This is a genomic window from Pseudomonas sp. C2B4 (assembly GCF_013359695.1).
In the GTDB taxonomy this organism is placed as follows: domain Bacteria; phylum Pseudomonadota; class Gammaproteobacteria; order Pseudomonadales; family Pseudomonadaceae; genus Aquipseudomonas.
Genome location: NZ_JABFMU010000005.1, coordinates 197,927 through 219,235, shown reverse-complemented (window position 1 = coordinate 219,235; position 21,309 = coordinate 197,927). Strand labels below are relative to the sequence as shown.

The window sequence follows — 21,309 nt, the reverse complement described above, 5'->3', positions numbered from 1 at the left end:
GCGCGCGCTGGGCCAGCCGAAAAAGGGGGGCGCGGATTATAGCGGAAATTGCTCAAGGTTTAACCAGTTTATGTGCAGAAGGTTTTTCACGCACCAAAACAGGTCACTTTCCGATTTCGACGCTACATTAAGGGGCGTGTTTTTCCGCTTTGAAGCGTTTTGCACCTCTATAAGCGTGAAATTGGGGCAAAAAACCCATGCTGGGGCACTGGCATGCAATTTGCTCCCTTGTGAGGCAGGTTGCCTTGGCAGAGTATTCGCGCCGGCATCACAAACATTTAAGGGCATCCACTACCAGCCCTAATCCACCCGGAGGACACTATGTCGAAGTCGGTTCAACTCATCAAAGATCATGACGTCAAGTGGATTGATCTGCGCTTCACGGACACCCGCGGCACTCAGCACCACGTGACCATGCCGGCTCGCGACGCGCTGGATGAAGACTTCTTCGAAGTCGGCAAGATGTTCGACGGTTCCTCCATCGCTGGCTGGAAAGGCATCGAAGCCTCCGACATGATCCTGATGCCGGACGACAGCACTGCCGTACTGGACCCGTTCACCGAAGAGCCGACCCTGATCCTGGTCTGCGACATCGTCGACCCTTCGAGCATGCAAGGCTACGACCGCGACCCACGTGCGATCGCCAAGCGCGCCGAAGAGTACCTGAAGTCCACCGGCATTGGTGATACCGCATACGCCGGTCCAGAGCCAGAGTTCTTCATCTTCGACCAAGTGAAGTTCAAGTCCGACATCTCCGGCTCCATGTTCAAGATCTACTCCGAACAAGGTTCGTGGATGTCCGACCAGGACGTGGAAGGCGGCAACAAAGGCCACCGTCCAGGCGTCAAAGGCGGCTACTTCCCGGTTCCGCCGTTCGACCATGACCACGAAATCCGTACCTCCATGTGCAACGCACTGGAAGAAATGGGCCTGACCGTCGAAGTTCACCACCACGAAGTGGCAACTGCCGGCCAGAACGAAATCGGCGTCAAATTCAACACCCTGGTGAAGAAAGCCGACGAAACCCAAACCCTGAAGTACGTCGTGCACAACGTTGCCGATGCCTACGGCCGTACCGCTACCTTCATGCCTAAGCCGCTGTACGGCGACAACGGTTCGGGTATGCACGTGCACATGTCCCTCTGGAAAGACGGCAAGAACACCTTCGCAGGCGAAGGCTATGCCGGTCTGTCCGATACCGCCCTGTACTTCATCGGCGGCATCATCAAGCACGGTAAGGCCCTGAACGGCTTCACCAACCCGGCGACCAACTCCTACAAGCGTCTGGTTCCAGGCTTCGAAGCTCCGGTAATGCTGGCCTACTCGGCCCGTAACCGTTCCGCTTCGATCCGTATTCCTTACGTGTCGAGCCCGAAAGCCCGCCGTATCGAAGCGCGCTTCCCGGATCCGGCTGCCAACCCGTACCTGTGCTTCGCAGCACTGATGATGGCTGGCCTGGACGGTATCCAGAACAAGATCCACCCTGGCGACGCAGCTGACAAAAACCTGTACGACCTGCCGCCTGAAGAGGCGAAAGAGATCCCACAAGTTTGCGGCAGCCTGAAAGAAGCCCTGGAAGAGCTGGACAAAGGTCGTGCGTTCCTGACCAAAGGCGGCGTGTTCTCCGACGACTTCATCGACGCTTACATCGCTCTGAAAAGCGAAGAAGAAATCAAGGTACGTACCTTCGTACACCCACTGGAATACGATCTGTACTACAGCTGCTAATCCAGTGACGCCTGCGCAAGCGGCGTGACCAAAAAGAGGCCTCCTTCGGGAGGCCTTTTTTATGCCCGCAATTCAACGGCCACCGCCCCCCCCCCTGTGGGAGCGAGCCTGCTCGCGAAGAGGCCGGCACAATCAACACAGTCGTCGTCTGTTAATCCGCCTTCGCGAGCAGGCTCGCTCCCACAGGGGGATTATTGGTGGCGGGGAGAAACGGGTAACTCCATATCCAGATGTTAATAGGCTGGGCCAAACGACCACCCCTGACCTATGCTGCCTCCCAACGCTTTTCGTTTCCGGTCGATTTTATGGGTCGTGGTTTTCTCTTCATCCTGCTGCTGATCGCCCTGCCCGCCGCAGCGCAGATCTACAAATACACCGACGCCAATGGCAACACCGCCTACAGCAATCAACCACCCGAAGGCGTGAAAGCCCAGGCGGTCGAGTTGCCACCGCTCAACAGCGTTGAAACGCAGTCGTCTGGCAAACCTGCGCCAGAGGCCAATGCCAACGAACCACCTCACCGCGCCTACGAGGTATTGGAACTCATCGGCCTGCCCACCAACGAAGCCCTACGCGCCAACAACGGCACCTTCACCGTCAATGTGCTGATCAAGCCACGCCTGCAAGGCCCGCATCTGTTCAGGCTGTTGCTGGACCAACAACCCTACGGACAACCGGGGAACATACCGACACTGCAATTGGTGAATATCGACCGCGGCCAGCACAGTCTCGCCGTGCAAGTGATCGATGGCGAAACCGTGATCCAGCAAAGCCCTACCGTCACTTTTACCGTGCAGCGGGTGCACAAGCCTTGAAGGCCTGGCTGCTGATTGCCTGGCTGTTCGCCCTGCCTGTGTCGGCGGAGGTCTTCACGTACCTCGATGCTCAAGGCAATCGGGTGTTCACCGACCAGCCAAAAGCCGGCAACGCCAAACCTGTGCCACTGGCGCCCAGCAATCGAATGCCCACCACCCAGACCGCCCCCGTCACTTCAAAGAAAACCGAGAAACAGCCGCCGTTGCATTACGACCTGCTGCGCATTTTGGTACCGGAACCCGATGCCACGGTACGCAGCACCGCCGGCGAGATCATCGTCAGCGTCACCAGCGAACCAGGGCTGCAACGAAGGCATCGCTATCGATTGCTGCTGGATGGCCGCCCCACCGCTGAGCCGGGCTTGAGCCCGGTCTTCCCGTTGAGCAATATCGACCGTGGCACGCACCAGCTGTCGGTGGAGATCATCGACGAACAGGGCCAAACCGTCGAACGCACCGCCAATCAGCCATTCCACATGCAACGCGTGTCTCTGAAACAGAAACGCAAGGTCAAACCCTGCGCCCTCGACGACTACGGCCAAAGGCCGGAATGCCCACTCACCGAAAAGCCCGTTGAAGAAAAAAACGCGATTTGGCGCAATTTCTAACCTTGTTCAGGTTTGCGCACTATATTGGTGCGAATGGTTGCACCGCCCTCCAATTGCAACCCATTTTGGTTCGAAAGTACCCGCGAAAGCTGACAGAGCGCCACGCAATCGAGCGTCAAACGCCCGTTTCAGGGGTTGAACGCTTCTTTTCGGAGCCTTGGTTTGTTTTTTGCAGTTTCCTCGCATCAGCTTTTTATTCATGCGCCAAAAGAGGTCCTGAATGACCATCAGCGACGCACTGCATCGTTTGCTACTCGACAACCTGACCACCGCCACCATCCTGCTCGATGCCGAACTGCGCCTCGAGTACATGAACCCGGCGGCAGAGATGCTTCTGGCCATCAGCGGCCAGCGCAGTCATGGGCAGTTCATCAGCGAGTTGTTCACCGAATCGACCGAGGCGTTGAATTCCTTGCGCCAGGCGGTCCAGCAGGCGCACCCGTTCACCAAGCGCGAGGCCATGCTCACCGCCCTCACCGGCCAGACCCTGACGGTCGATTACGCGGTGACGCCGATCCTTTCAGGCGGCGACACGATGCTGCTGCTCGAAGTTCATCCCCGCGATCGACTGTTGCGGATCACCAAGGAAGAAGCGCAGCTGTCGAAGCAGGAAACCAGCAAGATGCTGGTACGCGGGCTTGCCCACGAGATCAAGAACCCGCTGGGCGGCATTCGTGGCGCTGCTCAGTTGCTCGCCCGCGAGCTGCCGGAAGAAAACCTGCGCGACTACACCAACGTCATCATTGAAGAAGCCGATCGCCTGCGTAATCTGGTGGATCGCATGCTCGGCTCCAACAAACTGCCCTCGCTGGCCATGTGCAACATCCACGAAGTGCTGGAACGTGTCTGCCACCTGGTGGAAGCCGAAAGTCAGGGCTGCATCACCTTGGTGCGCGACTATGATCCGAGCATTCCCGACGTTTTAATCGATCGCGAACAAATGATCCAGGCCGTGCTGAACATCGTGCGCAATGCGATGCAGGCCATCAGCAGCCAGAACGAGCTGCGCCTGGGCCGTATCAGCCTGCGCACCCGCGCCATGCGCCAGTTCACCATCGGCCACGTGCGCCATCGCCTGGTGACCAAGATCGAAATCATCGACAACGGCCCGGGCATTCCTGCGGAGCTTCAGGAAACCATCTTCTTTCCCATGGTCAGCGGTCGTCCGGACGGTACCGGGCTGGGCCTGGCCATTACCCAGAACATCATCAGCCAGCACCAGGGCCTGATCGAATGTGACAGCCACCCCGGCCACACCACTTTCTCGATCTTTCTGCCACTGGAACAAGGAGCCACATCGACATGAGCCGTAGTGAAACCGTGTGGATCGTCGATGACGACCGTTCTATCCGTTGGGTCCTGGAAAAAGCCTTGCAGCAGGAAGGCATGACCACGCAAAGCTTCGACAGCGCCGATGGCGTGATGAGCCGCCTGGCACGCCAGCAGCCGGACGTGATCATCTCTGACATCCGCATGCCCGGTGCCAGCGGCCTGGACCTTCTGGCGCGGATTCGCGAACAGCATCCACGGCTGCCAGTGATCATCATGACGGCGCATTCCGATCTGGACAGCGCTGTCGCGTCCTACCAGGGCGGCGCCTTTGAGTACCTGCCAAAGCCATTCGATGTCGACGAAGCGGTGTCCCTCGTCAAGCGCGCCAACCAGCACGCCCAGGAACAGCAAGGCCTGGAAGTCGCTCCGACCCTGACCCGCACCCCGGAAATCATCGGCGAAGCGCCCGCGATGCAGGAAGTGTTTCGCGCCATCGGGCGCTTGAGTCACTCCAACATCACCGTGCTGATCAACGGCGAATCGGGCACCGGTAAAGAACTGGTGGCCCACGCCCTGCACCGCCACAGCCCGCGCGCGGCTTCGCCGTTCATCGCGCTGAACATGGCGGCGATCCCGAAAGACCTGATGGAATCCGAGCTGTTCGGCCACGAAAAAGGAGCGTTCACCGGCGCTGCCAACCTGCGCCGCGGGCGTTTTGAACAGGCGGACGGCGGCACGTTGTTCCTCGACGAAATCGGTGACATGCCGGCCGACACCCAGACCCGTCTGCTGCGGGTCCTGGCTGACGGCGAGTTTTACCGGGTTGGCGGACATGTACCGGTGAAAGTCGATGTGCGGATCATCGCCGCGACTCACCAGAATCTGGAAACCCTGGTGCATGCCGGGAAATTCCGTGAAGACTTGTTCCACCGGCTCAATGTGATCCGCATCCACATCCCGCGCCTGTCGGATCGTCGTGAAGACATCCCGACCCTGGCCAAGCACTTCCTCAGCCGTGCCGCGCAAGAGCTGGCCGTCGAGCCGAAGTTGCTGAAAAACGAAACCGAGGAATACCTGAAAAACCTGCCTTGGCCAGGCAACGTGCGGCAACTGGAGAACACCTGCCGCTGGATCACGGTGATGGCTTCCGGTCGTGAAGTGCACATCGGTGACCTGCCACCGGAGCTGCTGAGCCTGCCGCAGGATTCCGCTCCAGTGACCAACTGGGAACAGGCACTGCGCCAGTGGGCCGACCAGGCGCTGGCACGGGGTCAGTCGAGCCTGCTGGACAGCGCTGTGCCTGCGTTTGAGCGGATCATGATCGAAACCGCCCTCAAGCACACGGCGGGCCGTCGCCGGGATGCCGCGGTTTTGCTGGGCTGGGGGCGTAATACCCTGACGCGCAAGATCAAGGAGCTGGGGATGAAGGTCGATGGCGGGGATGATGACGAGGGGGATGAGGGCTAAGCAGCCTTGATGCTTCACTGACCGTCACACCCCATTCGCGAGCAGGCTCGCTCCCACAGTGGATTTGTTGAGGTTTCACTATTGAGTGAACATCACCGAGCCTTGTGGGAGCGAGCCTGCTCGCGAAGATTTTTGGGCTCCCGTGCACCGCCTGAATGCACCGTGAACCGCAATCGCGCACGGCAACCGATCCAAAATCCCGCCTCCGTTCGCTATCGAACCCCTATCGAAAAAACACGAAAGCCCCGAATTACGGGGCTTTCGACGCTCAAGCGCGACTTTCTGTTTCAACTTGTTAAAACCTGGCACGCCCCCTGCAATAGTCTCATCAGTGATTCAGTTCACTGCCCAGTTTCGGGGACCTTGGTACAGGCAGGCCGGGGATTCCCCTCTTTACACCGGGCTCACACCGCACAAGCGACGAGCCCTGCCGTTTTGGGGTCCTTGGTACAGGCAGGCCGGGGATTCCCTCTTTACACCGGGTTCACGACACCATGCGCGAACCCTCCCGCTTTGGGGACCTTGGTACAGGCAGGCCGGGGATTCCCTCTTTTATTGCTCCCGGAGATGGATCTCCAGCCGCCAGCGGTCATCGACCTCGCTACCGGCCCAATCGCCCTGCAGGGGGCGGGCCGCCACCGCCGTCAACAACAAACCTCCATCACTCAAACGCACCCGCCAGTTCACGTTTTTGTCGTTGACCTTGAGCTGGCCTTGCTGCGCCTTGCCCTGAGCGTCGAACAGCAACGCGACACTGCCATCGACGATCTCGCCGTGGGTCTTGGGTTCGTTGTTGAACCACACCACCAGCCCGTCACTTGTCACCTCGACCTGCTGCAGTTCACTGGGGTCGGGCGTGGTCAGGCGACCGATCATCATCCCCACCATCACCCCGACAATCGCCAGCGATGCCATCACTCGCGGGAATAGTTTCGAACGAGGGTCGGCTTGCGGCGTAGAATGCCGCTCATCTCTACCTTCGGAGCCGTGCATGTTTCACGTCATCCTTTTTCAACCAGAAATTCCGCCGAATACCGGCAACGTTATCAGGCTGTGCGCCAACAGTGGCTGCCACCTGCATTTGATCGAACCGCTGGGCTTCGAGATGGACGACAAGCGCCTGCGCCGGGCCGGGCTCGATTACCACGAGTATGCCACCCTGCAACGCCATGCGGACCTGGCCAGCTGCCTGGAAAGCCTGGGCAACCCGCGGGTGTTCGCTTTCACGACCAAGGGCTCGCGGCCGTTTCACGATGCCAGTTTCGTCCCGGGCGATGCCTTCCTGTTCGGCCCCGAAAGCCGTGGCCTGCCCGCCGACGTGCTCGATGCCCTGCCCGGCGAACAACGCCTGCGCCTGCCGATGCGTGAAGGCTGCCGCAGCCTGAACCTGTCCAACACCGTGGCGGTCGCCGTTTACGAAGCGTGGCGGCAGAACGACTTCAAATAACACCGCATAACAAATGTGGGAGCGGGCTTGCTCGCGAAGGCGGAGTGTCAGTCGACCTCAATCTTGACTGACACACCGCCTTCGCGAGCAAGCCCGCTCCCACATTGGACTTGCTTCGACGCTCAGACCGCTTATTGAACGGTAGGAGTCTCGCCAGCCGACTGCATACGCTGCAGCTCTTGCGCGTACAGCGCATCGAAGTTCACCGGAGCCAGCATCAGGGCCGGGAACGAACCACGGGTCACCAGGCTGTCCAGCGCTTCACGAGCGTACGGGAACAGGATGTTCGGGCAGAACGCACCGAGGGTGTGGCTCATCGAAGGCGCGTCCAGGTTCTTGATCAGGAAGATCCCGGCCTGTTGCACTTCAGCGATGAACGCCACTTCGTCACCGTTCTTCACGGTGACCGACAGGGTCAGCACGACTTCGTGGAAGTCGTTTTCCAACGCCTTTTGACGGGTATTCAGATCCAGACCGACGCTCGGCTCCCACTGCTGGCGGAAGATCGCCGGGCTTTTCGGGGCTTCGAAGGACAAGTCACGTACGTAGATGCGCTGCAAGGAGAATTGCGGTGCGGTTTCTTCTTCGCTAGCTGCAGTGTTCTGTTGGTCAGTCATCTCAGATCCTTTCTGATCTTGGGTCTTTTATTGGGTACGGAATTCAGGCCTTGAGCATCGCGTCGAGCTTGCCGGCGCGTTCCAGGGCAAACAAATCATCACAACCACCGACGTGGGTGCTGCCGATCCAGATCTGCGGCACGGACGTACGTCCGGCTTTCTGAGCCATCGCGGCACGCACCTGCGGCTTGCCATCGACCTTGATCTCTTCGAACGCCACGCCTTTGTTCTCGAGCAGGTACTTGGCTCGCGAGCAGTAAGGGCAGTAATCGCTGGAGTAGACGACGACGTTGTTCATATCACTTCACCAGCGGCAGATTGTCGGCTTTCCAGCTGGAAACGCCACCGGACAGCTTGGCGGCGGTGAAGCCGGCCTTCACCAGTTCGCGAGCGTGGGTACCGGCGGTCTGACCCAGGGCGTCGACCAGAATGATGGTCTTGGCCTTGTGCTTTTCCAGCTCGCCGATGCGTGCAGCCAGTTTGTCGTGAGGAATGTTCAGCGCGCCAACAATGTGACCGGCGGCAAAGTCCTTGGATGGACGAATGTCGATCACCACGCCTGCATCTTTATTGACCAGGCCCGTCAGCTCACCGGTGCTCAGGCTGCGCCCGCCGCCTTGCATCTGATAGGCAATCAGCAGGGCCAGCAGTACGACGAAGATACCGACGAGAATGTAGTGGTTAGTGGCAAATTCAATCAGGTGAGCAACCATCGAAGGAGGTTCCAGGGCGTTAAAATGTCGGCCAGTATACACAGCCCCTAGGGTGGGCCAAACCCCGTCCGGCGGTGACGCGGCCGGAACTTCGCTTTAAACTGCCACTCCCTTTTCCATCGCCCCTTTTTAATCAGCCACGAGTGGATTCCATGACTACCACGCCCAAACCTTTGGTCCTGATCATTCTCGACGGCTTCGGTCATAGTGAGAGCCCTGAATCCAACGCGATTTTCGCGGCGAAGAAACCCGTACTGGACCGTCTGTGGGCCACCGTGCCGAACGGCCTGATCTCGGGCAGCGGCATGGACGTCGGTCTGCCGGATGGCCAGATGGGCAACTCCGAAGTCGGCCACATGAACCTCGGTGCCGGCCGTGTGGTGTATCAGGACTTCACTCGCGTGACCAAATCGATCCGCGACGGGGAGTTCTTCGAGAACCCGACCATCTGCGCCGCCGTCGATAAAGCTGTTGCTGCGGGCAAGGCCGTGCATTTCATGGGCCTGCTGTCCGATGGTGGCGTCCACAGCCACCAGGATCACCTGGTCGCCATGGCCGAGCTGGCCGCCAAGCGCGGCGCACAGAACATCTACCTGCACGCCTTCCTCGACGGCCGCGACACGCCGCCGAAAAGCGCGCAGTCGTCGATCGAACTGCTCGACGCCACTTTCCAGGCACTGGGCAAAGGCCGCATCGCCAGCCTCATCGGCCGCTACTATGCGATGGACCGCGACAACCGTTGGGATCGCGTGTCCCAGGCTTACAACCTGATCATCGACGGCGCTGGCGAATTCAATGCCGCCACTGCCCAGGAAGGCCTGCAAGCGGCGTATGAGCGTGGCGAGAGCGACGAATTCGTCAAAGCCACCTCCATCGGCGACCCGGTGAAAGTCGAAGACGGCGACGCCGTGGTGTTCATGAACTTCCGCGCCGACCGTGCCCGCGAGCTGACCCGTGTCTTCGTTGAAGACGACTTCAATGAGTTCGAGCGCAGCCGTCAGCCAAAACTGGCGGGCTTCGTGATGCTGACCCAATACGCCGTCAGCATCCCGGCCCCCTCGGCCTTCGCCGCCGGCAGCCTGGAAAACGTGCTGGGCGATTACCTGGCGAAAAACGGCAAAACCCAGCTGCGCATCGCTGAAACCGAGAAGTACGCTCACGTGACCTTCTTCTTCTCCGGCGGTCGCGAAGAACCGTTCCCGGGCGAAGAGCGCATCCTGATTCCGTCGCCGAAAGTCGCCACTTACGACTTGCAGCCGGAAATGAGCGCACCGGAAGTCACCGACCGCATCGTCGATGCCATCGAAAACCAGCGCTACGACGTGATTGTCGTCAACTACGCCAACGGCGACATGGTGGGCCACAGTGGTGTGTTCGAGGCCGCGGTTAAAGCCGTTGAGTGCCTGGATCTGTGCGTTGGCCGCATCGTTGATGCCCTGGAGAAAGTCGGCGGCGAAGCCCTGATCACCGCCGACCACGGCAACGTCGAACAAATGTCCGACGAATCCACCGGCCAGGCCCACACCGCCCACACTACCGAACCCGTGCCCTTCATTTATGTTGGCAAACGTGACCTCAAGGTTCGCGAAGGCGGCGTGCTGGCGGACGTGGCGCCGACCATGCTGAAGTTGCTGGGCCTGGAAAAACCGGCGGAAATGACCGGGACTTCGATCCTCGTCTAATCACCGCAAGACCCTGTGGGAGCGAGCCTGCTCGCGAATGCCGAGTGTCAGCCAACATCAACGTTGCCTGACACGCCGCTTTCGCGAGCAGGCTCGCTCCCACATTGCTTTCAGGGGTTTTTCAGGCCAGTTATCACACAGCCCCAATTGGGCGTTTTTTTTGCAGCGTGGGGCGGGCATACTAGGCTGTCCCTTTCCCTGGTGTCGCCCGCCTCTATGCTTCGCGTCCTGATAGCCCTTGCTCTGACTTGCCTGCTCCAACCGGCCTTCGCTGACGAGCGCGCGCAAACCCAACAACAGTTGGACGCCACGCGTCAGGACATTGCCGAGCTGAAAAAGCTGCTGGGCAAGCTGCAGGAAGAGAAGTCCGGCGTGCAGAAGGACCTCAAGGGTACCGAGACCGAGATGGGCAAGCTCGAAAAGCAGGTCGAATCCCTGCAAAAAGAGCTGAAGAAGAGCGAATCCGAGCTGCAGCGACTCGATGCGGAGAAAAAAAAACTCCAGAGCGCGCGCACTGAACAGCAAAGACTGATTGCGATCCAGGCCCGGGCGGCCTATCAAAACGGTCGGCAGGAGTACTTGAAGCTGCTGCTCAACCAGCAGAATCCCGAGAAGTTCGCCCGCACCCTCACCTATTACGACTACCTGAGCCAGGCCCGCCTGGAGCAGTTGAAGAATTTCAACGAAACCCTGCGCCAACTGGCCAATGTCGAACAGGACATCGCCAGCCAACAGGCGCAATTGCTGGTGCAGAAAAGCAGTCTCGACAGCCAGCGCGACGAACTCGACAAAGTGCGTCAGGAGCGCCAACAGGTGTTGGCCAAGCTCAATGACGACGTAAAGGCTCGCGACCAGAAACTGGCAGCCCGCGAGCAGGATCAGGCAGACCTGTCTAAAGTCCTTAAAACGATTGAAGAAACCCTGGCTCGCCAGGCCCGTGAGGCAGAAGAAGCGCGGCAAAAAGCGCTGATCGCCCAGCAGGAAGCCGAAAAAAAGCGTTTGCGTGAGGCTCAGGCTCAAGCAGAAGCCACTGACGCCCCACGCAAACCCGTCAAATCGACACCCGGCGCTCTGGTTTCAAGCTCAGGCGAAACCTTCGGCGGGCCTTTTGCTTCAAGCCGCGGCAAACTTCCATGGCCCGTCGACGGTCGACTGTTGGCACGCTTTGGCGAAAGCCGTGGCGACGACACCCGCACCAGGTGGGACGGCGTGATGATCGGCGCATCGGCTGGCAGTACGGTGCATGCGGTACACGGTGGTCGCGTGGTGTTCGCCGACTGGTTGCGTGGCGCCGGGCTGCTGGTGATTCTTGACCACGGCAACGGTTTCTTGAGTCTTTATGGTCACAACCAGACGCTGCTCAAGTCTGCGGGTGACGTGGTTAAAGCCGGCGAGTCCATTTCCACTGTCGGTAATAGTGGAGGACAGGACACGCCAGCACTGTATTTCGCGATTCGTCAGCAGGGTCACCCGAGTGATCCGGCGCAATGGTGCCGTGCGCAAGGATAAGCGCACCGCCTAATTCAGGAGTTCGTTCGACATGCTGCATTTGTCCCGCCTTACCTCGCTGGCCCTGACGATCGCCCTGGTGATCGGCGCGCCCCTGGCGTTTGCCGCTCAACCGGCCCCGGCGGTCGCGCCTGCGGGCACTGCCGCGACCACCAAGGCGCCATTGCCTTTGGAAGAGTTGCGCACCTTCGCCGAGGTCATGGATCGGATCAAGGCCGCGTATGTCGAACCGGTGGACGACAAGACCCTGCTGGAAAACGCGATCAAGGGCATGCTCAGCAACCTTGATCCGCACTCCGCTTACCTGGGGCCGGAAGACTTCGCCGAATTGCAGGAAAGCACCAGCGGTGAATTCGGCGGCCTGGGCATTGAAGTCGGCGCCGAGGACGGATTCATCAAGGTGGTATCGCCAATCGACGACACCCCGGCTTCGAAGGCCGGTATCCAGGCCGGCGACTTCATCGTCAAGATCAATGGCCAGCCGACCCGCGGCCAGAGCATGACCGAAGCCGTGGACAAGATGCGCGGCAAGATCGGCCAGAAAATCACCCTGACCCTGGTACGCGACGGCGGCACACCGTTCGACGTAACCCTGGCCCGCGCGATCATCCAGGTCAAGAGCGTGAAGAGCCAACTGCTGGAGTCGGGCTACGGCTACATCCGCATCACCCAGTTCCAGGTCAAGACCGGCGAAGAGGTCTCCAAAGCCCTGGCCAAGCTGCGTAAGGACAACGGCAAGAAACTCAACGGCATCATCCTCGACCTGCGCAACAACCCTGGCGGCGTGCTGCAGGCTGCCGTGGAAGTGGTGGATCACTTCATCACCAAAGGCCTGATCGTCTACACCAAGGGCCGTATTGCCAACTCCGAACTGCGCTTCTCGGCCACCGGCAAGGACGAAAGCGAGGCCGTGCCAATGGTTGCGCTGATCAACGGCGGCAGCGCCTCGGCTTCGGAAATCGTTGCGGGCGCCTTGCAGGATCAAAAACGCGCCGTCGTCATGGGCACCCCGAGCTTCGGCAAAGGTTCGGTGCAAACCGTGCTGCCGCTGAACAACGAACGCGCGCTGAAGATCACTACTGCGCTGTACTACACACCAAACGGTCGCTCGATTCAGGCCCAGGGCATCGTCCCGGACATCGAAGTGCGCAAGGCCAAGATCACCAGCGAGCAGGACAGCGACTACTTCAAGGAAGCCGACCTTCAAGGTCACCTGGGCAATGGCAATGGCGGTGCCGACAAACCGACCGGTTCCACTGGCAAGGCCAAAGCGATGCCACAGGATGACGATTACCAATTGGCCCAGGCCCTGAGCCTGCTTAAAGGGCTGAGCATCACCTCCGGCCGTTGAGGATGGTGCTGCGCTTCATCTACGTCCTGTTGTGCTGCCTGGCGGGTACTGCTCACGCAGAACCCGCCGGCTCAGCGCCTCACAAGGCCTACCTGAGCCTGATCATCGACGACCTGGGGCAGAACCTGACCCGGGATCGCCGCGTGCTGGCCCTCCCCGGTCCGGTCACCACGGCGATCATGCCCGATACACCCCACGCTACTGAATTTGCCCGCGAAGCCCATCGCGCCGGCAAAATTGTCATCCTGCACATGCCCATGGACCCGGCCACAGGCCCCTTTGCCTGGCATCCCGAACTGTCCACCGACGAGCTCGAAAAGCGCCTCAATGCTGCCTTGAAAAGGGTGCCTTACACCGCTGGCATCAATAACCACATGGGCAGCCGCATGACCGCGCAACCGGCCGCCATGGCATGGTTGATGAGCGAGCTTCAGCGTAGGCACAAGTTTTTCGTCGACAGTCGTACCAGCGCACAGACCGTGGCCGCACAACAGGCACAGAAAATCGATCTGGCGAGCGTTTCGCGGGATGTGTTTCTCGATGACGAGCGCACTGAAGCGGCGATCTACACCCAATTGCAGACCGCAATCAGCCTGGCGCACAAACAGGGTTCGGCGGTCATGATCGGCCATCCCTATCCGCAGACCCTGGCGGTGCTCGAGCGCGAACTGCCGAAGCTCAAGGCCCAGGGTATCGAGTGGATCGACCTGCGCCAGATGATCAGCGTGCGCGGCAATCGCGCCATGATCGCCCATGGAAAAGATGGGATTTATCGTTAATAGCCTGTCACAACCCAATACATAGTTACCGCCTGCCCCCTCTTTCAAATCCAGATATTGAGACCTCCAACCGATCGTGACTCTCCCGAGTCGCCTCTCTCTATCAGGACAGACGATGACTACCAATGAAAATGGCGCATTACCCAACAGGCAAATAGAGCCCATCAAGCTCGACAACCTGTTGATCAGTTTCACGACGGAGTTCAATCGGATTCTGGATACCAGATTCCTGCGCTCGAATACCGCCGGTTTTTGGCGGCCCACACCCGCCCCCGATGCACTACCTGGCTACTTTCCCTTGGGTGATCTCGCTGTTGCCGGAGATGCCAACATCAACGGCACCCGCGTAGCAGCCGTTGTCTGCGAAAGTGATTCGCCAAGCACCATGGGCAATGCGCTCAGCCGACCCGACGACTTTGAACGCGTCTGGACAGATGCCGGCTCGGGCGCCGCAACGGACTCGTCGATATGGCGCCCGCTTGCTCCAGCGGGCTATGTTGCGATGGGATTGGTGTGCTCCAACAGCCACGAAAAACCTTCGATCAACGCTATACGCTGCGTGCGAGCCGATCTGGTCATCGCATCGACGGTCGGCAATTTGATCTGGAGCGACCTGGGCAGTCGAGCCAGGCAAAACTTCAGCGCCTGGGAAATTGAACCGCCAACCGCAGCGTCGGGCGAGATCTACTTTGCGCCCGGCACTTTTTTTGGTGTTCAAAGCCATAACAAACCGGCGGAACCGATTGTCTACGCATTGCGGATGCAAATTCGTCTTGAAGTAACCCCTGCGCCAGAGCCTCCGGTACTCTCCGGGTACGAAGCGCCTTTAGCGATCGAAGCGCGCAAGGTCACTCAAACAGTCAAGCTTCCATGGTTCGCTGTTAAAGAGGACATGCGCCCCGCTGATCAACTACGCAGCTCCCCATTCTATCGGCTCGAAAGAACCGACCAATATGCACTTGTCGGGCATGGGCACAACACCAGCGACAAGGCCCGGGCAGTTAAATGGACAGCCTTGCCCAGGCAAGACATGTCGAAAGTGCAGATATTCAACCGCCTTACCTCTATCGACATCTTTACCACATGGCCAGCCAAGTCCCCTGGCGATGTCCAGGCATTGAATTTCTCGGCAAACCTGGACAAGACCTTTATTCACACCGAAACGTCAACTGACGGGTGGCGGAACACGCAACCCCAGGTAGTTATCGCCATGGCGGCAAAAAACAAGGCCGTGGCAGTTTATCAACTGCAGAGCAGTTATAAATTGCTGCGCGAAGACAACACGCCAGTGGCAATCAGCTTTGAGTACACCGATGACGAAAGCCTGCACATGACAGAATATCCATCAGAAGAGTGCGCAACAGTCCCAATTCACGTCATGCCGCAGCCGACGGAAGACTTGCCGACGCCTACAGATACCGCGCCATGATGTCGTCCACCACGCCTTCCTTGCGCAGCTGATCCAGCGCAGCCTGCAATTTGGCAACGGTTTCGTCCGGCACGTCCTTGTTCAGCGCCAGATAAAGCTCGGCGCTGTTGAAGCGCAACACCGTCTTGAGCCCGGTCACGCCGTCCTGCCTTGCCAGGTAACGGCCGGCCGGGTCACCTGTGGCCCACAGGTCGATCTGGCCGTTGACCAGTTTCTTTGCATTGTCCTGATCGCGTAGCACGACCACCGGGTTCAAGCCTTGCTTGGTCAAGGTCTCGGCAATCGCATCGCCCTTGTAGGCGCCGATCTTGTACTTGCGCGCGTCATTCAGCGTTTCGAGGGTGATCTTGCTGTCAGCCTTGGCAAGCATGATCCAGTCGTCCGGACCAATGGGACCGACCCATTTGAACAACTTTTCCCGGTCAGGTAGCCGCGCCATGACGAACACGCCGTAACCGGGTTTTTCCAGGGTGAGTTTGTAGATGCGCTCCCAGGGGAAACGCAGCGTCAGGCTGTAGGTAATTTCGGCGCGCTTGAAGATTTCACGGACGATATCGGTGGCGATGCCATTGATGTTTTCGTCCTGAGCGAAGTTCTTGCCGTTCTTCGCCATGTTGTACGGCGGGAAGTTTTCCGTCAGCAACACGATGTCGGTATCGGGACTGTCATTAGCGTAAGCCCCGTTGATCAACAACAGAGAAGCGCTGGCAAGGACGAGAAGAAAGCGTTTAAGCATGTCTGGCTACCGAAATCCATGGCGTACCCAAGAGTGCCTTGGGCTCGCCATGATGTCCACTGGCCTGCATCGGTTTGTTCAGCGCATCACAATTCCGCGATGAGCCATATAGGCCTTGGCTTCCTGCACGGTGTATTCGCCGAAGTGGAAAATACTCGCCGCCAATACTGCACTGGCGTGACCTTCGAGAATGCCGTCAGCCAGGTGTTGCAGGTTGCCAACACCGCCGGAAGCGATCACCGGAATGCCCAGTGCGTCGCTGATGGCGCGGGTTACACCGAGGTCGAAACCGTTTTTCATGCCATCCTGATCCATGCTGGTCAGGAGGATTTCACCGGCACCCAGGCCTTCCATTTTCTTCGCCCACTCAACGGCATCGAGGCCGGTCGGCTTGCGGCCGCCGTGGGTGAAGATTTCCCAGCGCGGGGTTTCGTCCGGACCGGACACTTTCTTCGCGTCGATGGCGACAACAATGCACTGCGAACCGAAATGCTGCGCCGCTTCACCGACGAATTCCGGGTTGAACACCGCGGCGGTGTTGATCGAGACCTTGTCCGCACCGGCATTGAGCAGGTTGCGGATATCCTGCACGGTACGCACGCCACCGCCGACGGTCAGCGGAATGAACACCTGGCTGGCCATGCGCTCGACGGTATGCAGCGTGGTATCGCGACCGTCGACGCTGGCGGTGATGTCGAGAAAGGTAATCTCGTCGGCACCCTGCTCGTCGTAACGACGGGCGATTTCCACCGGGTCACCGGCGTCGCGGATGTTTTCGAATTTCACACCCTTGACCACCCGGCCGTTGTCCACGTCCAGGCAAGGGATGATGCGTTTGGCCAGCGCCATGGTCAGTCCTCAGCCTTTGTACGAATCGCAGAAAGCTTGCGCTTCAGCGACGTCGAGGGTGCCTTCGTAGATCGCGCGACCCGTGATCGCACCGATGATGCCTGGCGCCTTGGCGTCGAGCAGCGACTTGATGTCACCCAGGTTGTGAATGCCGCCAGAAGCGATCACCGGAATGCGCGTGGCAGCGGCCAGGGCAGCAGTGAACGGGACGTTGCAGCCCTGCATCATGCCGTCTTTGGCGATGTCGGTATAAACGATAGCGGACACGCCGTCGGCTTCGAACTGCTTGGCCAGGTCGATCACCTGCACGGTGCTGATTTCAGCCCAGCCGTCGGTGGCGACGAAACCGTCCTTGGCATCCAGGCCAACAATCACTTTGCCCGGGAACGCACGGCAGGCTTCGGCAACGAAGGCTGGGTCTTTCACGGCTTTGGTGCCGATGATCACGTAGCTCACGCCCGCTTTCACATAGTGCTCGATGGTTTCCAGCGAACGGATACCACCGCCGATCTGGATCGGCAGGTTCGGGTAGCGCTTGGCAATGGCCGTGACCACTTCGCCGTTGACTGGCTGGCCTTCGAACGCACCGTTCAGGTCGACCAGATGCAGACGGCGGCAACCGCCCTCCACCCACTTGGCAGCCATGCTCACCGGGTCATCGGAGAACACTGTGGAATCTTCCATGCGGCCCTGGCGCAGACGAACACAGGCACCGTCTTTAAGATCGATAGCGGGAATAATCAGCATCTGGCAAACCTTCAAATTCGATTGTTCAGCTTCACTCGAAAATCAGTTTTTCTCGAGCGCCCACAGGTCGCTTTCGATGCTTTCGAACCTCTCCTTGAGGTGCGTCTGCACATCGAAAATCGCCCTGTTGTAATAGTGCGGAGCAATTTCACGGGTAAACAGCTCAAGAATTTCCGCTGCCTCGAACGACCCCAGGTCCAGTTCGAAGCGATCTTCCATGAACCGCTGAATCTTCTGATTGGCCTCACGCTCCTGTTCGGGCGTGAGGGTCAGGATCGGCGGCTTGGACTTCTTGACAGCCATTTACCAGCGACCGTCCCACGCCGCGAAGTTCTGCAGCAATTGCAGGCCATGGGTATGGCTTTTCTCCGGGTGGAACTGCACGGCGAAACGCGAGCCGTCGGCCAGCGCTGCAGCGAAATCGACGCCGTAGTGACCGCCACCCACCACCTGGCGCGCGTTAGCGGCCGCGATGTAGTAGCTGTGCACGAAATAGAAACGCGCCAGGTCCGGAATGTCGTGCCACAGCGGGTGACTCACCTTCTGCTTCACTTCGTTCCAGCCCATGTGCGGGACTTTCAGGTGCTCACCGTCTTCGACCAGATCCTTGCCGAAGAACTTCACCTGGCCAGGGAACAAACCGATGCAGTCAACGCCGTCGTTTTCTTCACTGGTGTCGAGCAAGGCTTGCATGCCGACGCAGATGCCAAGAAACGGACGGTCCTGGCTGACTTCACGCACCAGCGAATCGAAACCGAGGCGACGAATCTCCGCCATGCAATCGCGAATCGCGCCGACGCCGGGGAAAACCACCCGGTCGGCTTCGCGAATCACGTTGGCATCGCTGGTGATCAACACCTTGCCAGCACCGACATGCTCGAGGGCCTTGGCCACCGAGTGCAGGTTGCCCATGCCGTAATCGATAACCGCGACTGTCTGCATTACAGGACGCCCTTGGTCGATGGCATTTGCCCGGCCATGCGGTCATCGAGCTCTACCGCCATGCGCAGCGCGCGGCCGAAAGCCTTGAACACGGTTTCGATCTGGTGGTGGGTGTTGTGGCCACGCAGGTTGTCGATGTGCAGAGTGACGTTGGCGTGGTTGACGAAGCCCTGGAAGAACTCCTGGAACAGGTCAACGTCAAAACCGCCGACAGTGGCGCGGGTATACGGAACATGCATCTGCAGGCCAGGGCGGCCGGAGAAGTCGATCACCACGCGCGACAGCGCTTCATCGAGCGGCACATAGGCGTGACCGTAGCGACGGATGCCTTTCTTGTCGCCGATGGCTTGGGTGAATGCCTGACCCAGCGTGATACCGACGTCTTCCACCGTGTGGTGGTCATCGATATGCAGGTCGCCTTTGCTGACGATATCCAGGTCGATCAGCCCGTGACGGGCGATCTGGTCGAGCATGTGCTCAAGAAAAGGAACACCGATATCAAATCGGGCCTTTCCGGTGCCATCCAGGTTGATCGAGGCTTTGATCTGGGTTTCCAGAGTGTCGCGCTCGACTGACGCCTTACGTTCGGCCATCACCAGCTCCGCAAAATCATTGGGCGAAAAAGGCAACCATTATAGGGGTGCGGGCGCCAAACAGAAACACGAGAGGTGATATCACTGATGGATAGAACCCCCGGCCGTCGGGGATAGACATGTCCATACAAGCCATTTTCAGGCGGCACAAAACAAATGTGGGAGCGGGCTTGCTCGCGAAAGGGACTGCATATTCAACATCTCTGTCGACTGTCAGACCGCATTCGCGAGCAGGCTCGCTCCCACAGGGTTTGGTGTCGGCCTGAAGATATCAGGCCAGACCCTCAGCTTCTTAGTGGAACAGCACCGCCGTCTTCTGCAGGGTTACCCAAACACCCCACGCCAACGGAATGCCCACCACCAGCCAGGCAGCTACGGCCAATGGCTTGGTGCCCGCGGCTGCTTTCCATTCCAGCGAGGTGCTGCTGTCAGCCCCTTTGTCGTGACCCAGCGCCTGTTCGGCAGCCAGCTCAGCGTCAGTCATGAAGTACTTGTCGGCCACCGGGCGCACCAGCAGGTTGCAGATGAAACCCAGCACCAGCAGGCCCGCCAGGATGTACAGCGTGATGTCGTAAGCCGCGGCACGTTCAACACCGATACTCAGCTGGTACTCGCGCAGGTAGTTCACCAGCACCGGGCCCAACACGCCCGCCGCCGCCCATGCCGTCAGCAGGCGACCATGGATCGCGCCGACCATTTGCGTACCGAACAGGTCAGCCAGGTAGGCCGGAACGGTGGCAAAACCGCCGCCATACATCGACAGGATGATGCAGAACGCCGCCACGAACAGTGCGATGTTGCCCAAATGACCAAGGTTGGGAATCAGTGCGTACAGCGCAAAACCCAGGGCGAAGAACACAAAGTAGGTGTTTTTACGGCCCAGGTAGTCCGAGAACGATGCCCAGAAGAACCGGCCACCGATATTGAACAGACTCAGCAAACCGGTGAAACCGGCAGCGATCGCGGCAATCGAGGCCAGTTGTGAAGCGTCCAGCTGGCCGAACGCCAGGTCATTGCCCAGCAACTTGCCGCCGAACACTTCCTGCAACAGCGGCGAAGCCATGCCCAGGATGCCGATACCGGCCGATACGTTCAGGCACAGCACCAGCCATACCAGACGGAATTGCGGTGTTTTCCACGCCACGTTCACGTGCACGTGACGGTTGGTGATCATCGCGTTAGAAGCTTTCTTCGCCGGTGCAGTCCAGCCCTCAGGCTTCCAGCCGGTTGGCGGAACGCGATAGGACAGCGCACCACCGATCATGAACACGAAGTAGATCGCAGCCATCGCCACGAAGCTCTGCCACACGCCCACGCCTTCCGGCGAACCGAAGTGGCTCATCAGCGCTGTCCCCAGGGGTGCACCGACCATCGCGCCGCCGCCGAACCCCATGATCGCCATACCGGTCGCCATGCCGCGCTTGTCCGGGAACCACTTGATCAGGGTCGACACCGGCGAGATGTACCCCAGGCCCAGGCCGATACCGCCAATGACGCCAGAACCGAGCCACATCAGCCAGATCTGGTGGGTATAAATACCCAGCGCCGATATCAGCAGACCGCCACACCAGCACAGGGCCGACACGACGCCAGCCTTGCGCGGTCCGGCATGTTCCAGCCAGCCGCCCCAGATGGCTGCCGAGCAACCCAGGAAGATGAAGAACAGGGTGTAGATCCAGCCGAGCATCGAGATCGGCCAGTCGCATTGCGAAGAAAAGACTTGAGCGACGAAGCTCATGTCCGGCGCGCAGGCCAGCGGCTTGGTGATGCCCAAGGCCTTGGACAGTGGCAGCCAGAACACCGAGAAGCCGTAGGCCATGCCGATGCAGAGGTGGATGGCCAGCGCGGCCGGTGGTACCAGCCAACGGTTGAAACCGGGCTTGGCGATGATTCGCTCCTTGGACAGGAACGAGGGCTGGTCGGCATAGCCGTCCGCCGCGATACTCGTGGTCATTGTGTATCCCCCAATTATTAGTATGGTTCGCGAGCCACTCTTCGTCCCCAGCCTTGTTGCACGCAGGCATG

22 protein-coding genes are annotated in these 21,309 nt (G+C 59.4%); 11 read left to right on the top strand and 11 right to left on the bottom strand.

The annotated features are described in order from the left end of the window. Positions 1–321 precede the first annotated feature (321 nt). From glnA to ntrC, 5 genes are all read left to right on the top strand, one after another. On the top strand, positions 322–1,728 hold the full coding sequence (gene glnA, locus HNQ83_RS06600) for a type I glutamate--ammonia ligase (RefSeq protein ID WP_110965907.1): 1,407 nt from the start codon (positions 322–324) through the stop codon (positions 1,726–1,728). Between the two features lie 305 nt (positions 1,729–2,033). Beyond that, the gene (locus tag HNQ83_RS06595; RefSeq protein ID WP_175388203.1) at positions 2,034–2,543 is read left to right on the top strand and encodes a DUF4124 domain-containing protein; all 510 of its coding nucleotides are present in this window, start codon (positions 2,034–2,036) and stop codon (positions 2,541–2,543) included. Beyond that, positions 2,540–3,151: a DUF4124 domain-containing protein gene (locus tag HNQ83_RS06590; RefSeq protein ID WP_175388202.1), complete on the top strand. Its 612-nt coding sequence runs from the start codon at positions 2,540–2,542 to the stop codon at positions 3,149–3,151. The genes HNQ83_RS06595 and HNQ83_RS06590 overlap by 4 nt, the downstream gene beginning before the upstream one ends. Before the next feature lie 220 nt (positions 3,152–3,371). Then, entirely contained in the window at positions 3,372–4,457 is a 1,086-nt protein-coding gene (gene glnL / locus HNQ83_RS06585) for a nitrogen regulation protein NR(II) (RefSeq protein ID WP_175388201.1), read from the top strand. Beyond that, the gene (ntrC, locus tag HNQ83_RS06580; RefSeq protein WP_047536349.1) at positions 4,454–5,890 is read left to right on the top strand and encodes a nitrogen regulation protein NR(I); all 1,437 of its coding nucleotides are present in this window, start codon (positions 4,454–4,456) and stop codon (positions 5,888–5,890) included. Before glnL ends, ntrC begins: the two co-directional genes overlap by 4 nt. Positions 5,891–6,442: 552 nt before the next feature. Here ntrC and HNQ83_RS06575 read toward each other — a convergent pair. Continuing rightward, positions 6,443–6,883, bottom strand: a complete 441-nt coding sequence (locus HNQ83_RS06575) for a hypothetical protein (protein ID WP_175388200.1) — start codon at positions 6,881–6,883, stop codon at positions 6,443–6,445. On the opposite strand from HNQ83_RS06575, the gene HNQ83_RS06570 reads away from it, so the two are divergent. Next, positions 6,882–7,337, top strand: a complete 456-nt coding sequence (locus tag HNQ83_RS06570; RefSeq protein WP_175388199.1) for a tRNA (cytidine(34)-2'-O)-methyltransferase — start codon at positions 6,882–6,884, stop codon at positions 7,335–7,337. The genes HNQ83_RS06575 and HNQ83_RS06570 overlap by 2 nt on opposite strands. Before the next feature lie 131 nt (positions 7,338–7,468). Here HNQ83_RS06570 and secB read toward each other — a convergent pair whose 3' ends face one another. The 3 genes from secB to HNQ83_RS06555 are packed head-to-tail and all read right to left on the bottom strand — an operon-like array spanning position 7,469 to position 8,667. Further along, complete coding sequence (gene secB / locus HNQ83_RS06565; RefSeq protein WP_175388198.1) at positions 7,469–7,954, bottom strand: protein-export chaperone SecB; 486 nt, start codon at positions 7,952–7,954, stop codon at positions 7,469–7,471. Between the two features lie 43 nt (positions 7,955–7,997). Then, positions 7,998–8,252, bottom strand: a complete 255-nt coding sequence (gene grxC, locus HNQ83_RS06560; RefSeq protein ID WP_007939440.1) for a glutaredoxin 3 — start codon at positions 8,250–8,252, stop codon at positions 7,998–8,000. A gap of 1 nt (position 8,253) precedes the next feature. After that, on the bottom strand, positions 8,254–8,667 hold the full coding sequence (locus tag HNQ83_RS06555) for a rhodanese-like domain-containing protein (RefSeq protein ID WP_175388197.1): 414 nt from the start codon (positions 8,665–8,667) through the stop codon (positions 8,254–8,256). 152 nt (positions 8,668–8,819) lie between these two features. Between HNQ83_RS06555 and gpmI the strand changes: the two genes are divergently transcribed. The 5 genes from gpmI to HNQ83_RS06530 all read left to right on the top strand — a co-directional run bounded on the left by gpmI (position 8,820) and on the right by HNQ83_RS06530 (position 15,417). Beyond that, positions 8,820–10,349: a 2,3-bisphosphoglycerate-independent phosphoglycerate mutase gene (gpmI, locus tag HNQ83_RS06550; protein ID WP_175388196.1), complete on the top strand. Its 1,530-nt coding sequence runs from the start codon at positions 8,820–8,822 to the stop codon at positions 10,347–10,349. Between the two features lie 216 nt (positions 10,350–10,565). Further along, positions 10,566–11,858 carry a murein hydrolase activator EnvC gene (locus HNQ83_RS06545; protein ID WP_175388195.1) on the top strand — a complete coding sequence of 431 codons (1,293 nt, stop codon included), beginning with the start codon at positions 10,566–10,568 and terminating at the stop codon, positions 11,856–11,858. A gap of 31 nt (positions 11,859–11,889) precedes the next feature. Beyond that, a complete protein-coding gene (locus tag HNQ83_RS06540; RefSeq protein ID WP_175388194.1) occupies positions 11,890–13,209 on the top strand; it encodes a S41 family peptidase in 1,320 nt (439 codons plus the stop codon). 2 nt (positions 13,210–13,211) lie between these two features. Then, positions 13,212–13,988 carry a divergent polysaccharide deacetylase family protein gene (locus HNQ83_RS06535; protein WP_175388193.1) on the top strand — a complete coding sequence of 259 codons (777 nt, stop codon included), beginning with the start codon at positions 13,212–13,214 and terminating at the stop codon, positions 13,986–13,988. A gap of 115 nt (positions 13,989–14,103) precedes the next feature. Next, positions 14,104–15,417, top strand: coding sequence for a Vps62-related protein (locus tag HNQ83_RS06530; protein ID WP_175388192.1), 1,314 nt, complete (start codon positions 14,104–14,106; stop codon positions 15,415–15,417). On the opposite strand, the gene HNQ83_RS06525 is transcribed toward HNQ83_RS06530, so the two are convergent. The 7 genes from HNQ83_RS06525 to HNQ83_RS06495 form a co-directional block, all read right to left on the bottom strand. Then, the gene (locus HNQ83_RS06525) at positions 15,398–16,153 is read right to left on the bottom strand and encodes an ABC transporter substrate-binding protein (RefSeq protein ID WP_175388191.1); all 756 of its coding nucleotides are present in this window, start codon (positions 16,151–16,153) and stop codon (positions 15,398–15,400) included. The genes HNQ83_RS06530 and HNQ83_RS06525 overlap by 20 nt on opposite strands. A gap of 78 nt (positions 16,154–16,231) precedes the next feature. Beyond that, on the bottom strand, positions 16,232–17,002 hold the full coding sequence (gene hisF, locus HNQ83_RS06520; protein ID WP_175388190.1) for an imidazole glycerol phosphate synthase subunit HisF: 771 nt from the start codon (positions 17,000–17,002) through the stop codon (positions 16,232–16,234). A 9-nt stretch (positions 17,003–17,011) separates the two neighbouring features. Next, positions 17,012–17,749, bottom strand: a complete 738-nt coding sequence (gene hisA / locus HNQ83_RS06515) for a 1-(5-phosphoribosyl)-5-[(5-phosphoribosylamino)methylideneamino]imidazole-4-carboxamide isomerase (protein ID WP_017336056.1) — start codon at positions 17,747–17,749, stop codon at positions 17,012–17,014. Between the two features lie 42 nt (positions 17,750–17,791). Continuing rightward, complete coding sequence (locus tag HNQ83_RS06510) at positions 17,792–18,052, bottom strand: DUF2164 domain-containing protein (RefSeq protein ID WP_175388189.1); 261 nt, start codon at positions 18,050–18,052, stop codon at positions 17,792–17,794. Continuing rightward, the gene (hisH, locus tag HNQ83_RS06505) at positions 18,053–18,691 is read right to left on the bottom strand and encodes an imidazole glycerol phosphate synthase subunit HisH (protein WP_103405908.1); all 639 of its coding nucleotides are present in this window, start codon (positions 18,689–18,691) and stop codon (positions 18,053–18,055) included. After that, the gene (gene hisB, locus HNQ83_RS06500) at positions 18,691–19,284 is read right to left on the bottom strand and encodes an imidazoleglycerol-phosphate dehydratase HisB (protein ID WP_024778052.1); all 594 of its coding nucleotides are present in this window, start codon (positions 19,282–19,284) and stop codon (positions 18,691–18,693) included. The genes hisH and hisB overlap by 1 nt, the downstream gene beginning before the upstream one ends. Positions 19,285–19,576: 292 nt before the next feature. Further along, positions 19,577–21,238 carry an OFA family MFS transporter gene (locus HNQ83_RS06495; protein ID WP_175388188.1) on the bottom strand — a complete coding sequence of 554 codons (1,662 nt, stop codon included), beginning with the start codon at positions 21,236–21,238 and terminating at the stop codon, positions 19,577–19,579. Positions 21,239–21,309 lie beyond the last annotated feature (71 nt).